The following is a 1,799-nucleotide window of genomic DNA, read 5'->3' as shown; positions in this document are numbered from 1 at the left end:
GCGGCGGCACCACGCAGGAAATCGCCAGCTGGCCGCAGGGCGCGGGGCTCGACAGCTTCGGCTGGCGCGTGAGCATCGCGACCATCGCGGCGGCGGGGCCGTTCTCGGTGTTCGCGGGCGTCGACCGCAGCATCACGCTGCTGGAAGGCGACGGGGTTCGCCTGTTCACGCACGACGGGCGCATCGACCATCGCCTCGACGTTCCGCACCGGCCCTTTGCCTTCAGCGGTGACGAGGCCATCGACTGCACGCTGCTCGGCGGCGCGTCGAACGACTTCAACGTGATGACGCCGCGCGGACAGTGGCGCGCCGAGGTGCGGGTGCTGGATGGCGCTTCGGCCATCGACGCCGCGCCGCATGGCGTGCTGCTGGCGCTGCGCAGCGCATGGCGGTTGAACGACGAAGCCTGCCGCGAAGGCGAGGGCCTGCAGTGGGCCGACGCAGCGCAGGCCTGGCAGGCAGTGCCCGAAGGCCCCGATGCACGGCTGATCGCGGTACGCATCGTGCCGGCGTAACCTGCAAAAGCAACGACAGGAAAGACGATGAAACCCGCCAACGAATTCCCTTCGGCCGACGGCCTCTGGACCGGTCTTCGCCTTGCCTCCGATGCCGGGGTGGAAGGCGCCATCGTGGTGGAGCAGGGCGCGATTCGCTGGGTGGGCGCACGCAGTGCGTTGCCGGCGGAATTCGCCGGACTCGGGCAGCACGACGGCGGTGGCGCGCTCGTCACGCCAGGGCTGGTCGATTGCCACACGCACCTCGTCTACGGCGGCCAGCGCGCCAACGAATTCGCAATGCGGCTCGCGGGCGCGACGTACGAAGAAGTGGCGAAGGCCGGTGGCGGCATCGTCTCGTCGGTGCGCGCCACGCGCGAGGCCGACGAAGACACGCTCTTCGCGCAGGCCGCGGCTCGGCTCGAACAGCTGCTGGCCGATGGCGTGTGCGCCATCGAGATCAAGTCGGGCTACGGTCTCTCGCTGGAGCACGAGCGCAAGCAGCTTCGCGTGGCGCGGCGCCTGGGCGAAGCCTATGGCGTGACGGTGCGCACCACCTTCCTCGGCGCTCACGCGCTGCCGCCCGAATACGCGGGCCAAGTCAATGGAAGTGGCGACTACATCGACCTCGTCTGCAACGAGATGCTGCCCGCGCTCGCGGCCGAAGGGCTGGTCGATGCGGTCGACGTGTTCTGCGAGCGCATCGCCTTCTCGCTCGAAGAAACCGAGCAGGTCTTCAAGGCCGCGCAGGCGCTGGGCCTGCCGGTGAAGCTGCACGCCGAGCAGCTGTCGGACATGGGCGGTGCGGCACTGGCTGCGCGCTACGGCGCGCTCTCGTGCGACCACATCGAGCACCTGTCGGCCGAGGGCATCGAGGCGATGCGCCAGTCGGGCACCGTCGCCGTGCTGCTGCCCGGCGCTTACTACACGCTGCGCGACACGCATCTGCCGCCCATCGCCGCGCTGCGCGCCGCGGGCGTGCCGATGGCGGTGTCCACCGATCACAACCCCGGCACCTCGCCGGCGCTGAGCCTGCTGCTGATGGTGAACATGGCCTGCACGCTGTTCCGCCTCACCGTGCCCGAGGCAATCGACGGCGTCACCGTGCACGCCGCGCGCGCGCTGGGCCTGCAGGATACGCACGGCGCCATCGCACCAGGCATGCCCGCCAACTTCGTTCTATGGAACGTGCGCGATGCGGCCGAGCTGGCCTACTGGTTCGGCCAGCAGCCCGTGCGCGCCGTGGTGCGCCAGGGCCGCATCGCCATCGGAGCCAACGCATGACAAAAAACACTTTCTTCGCGG

General features: G+C 69.8%; 2 protein-coding genes. Both read left to right on the top strand.

Translation table 11 applies throughout. From position 1 onward, the window contains the following. Nucleotides 1-515, top strand: a 515-nt coding sequence (locus tag ACSFA3_RS22500; RefSeq protein ID WP_435507708.1) for a HutD/Ves family protein, incomplete at its 5' end; no start/stop codon positions are given. Between the two features lie 27 nt (nt 516-542). Continuing rightward, complete coding sequence (gene hutI / locus ACSFA3_RS22495; RefSeq protein WP_435474647.1) at nt 543-1,778, top strand: imidazolonepropionase; 1,236 nt, start codon at nt 543-545, stop codon at nt 1,776-1,778. The last annotated feature ends 21 nt before the right edge of the window (nt 1,779-1,799 follow it).

This window comes from Variovorax glucosi (genome assembly GCF_051216695.1).
GTDB lineage: Bacteria > Pseudomonadota > Gammaproteobacteria > Burkholderiales > Burkholderiaceae_C > Variovorax.
This window is presented reverse-complemented; position numbering and strand designations above follow the sequence as displayed.

Coding starts and splice junctions, on each gene's coding strand:
- hutI (WP_435474647.1), top strand. CDS start 543: ATGAAACCCGCCAACGAATTCCCTTCGGCCGACGGCCTCTGGACCGGT.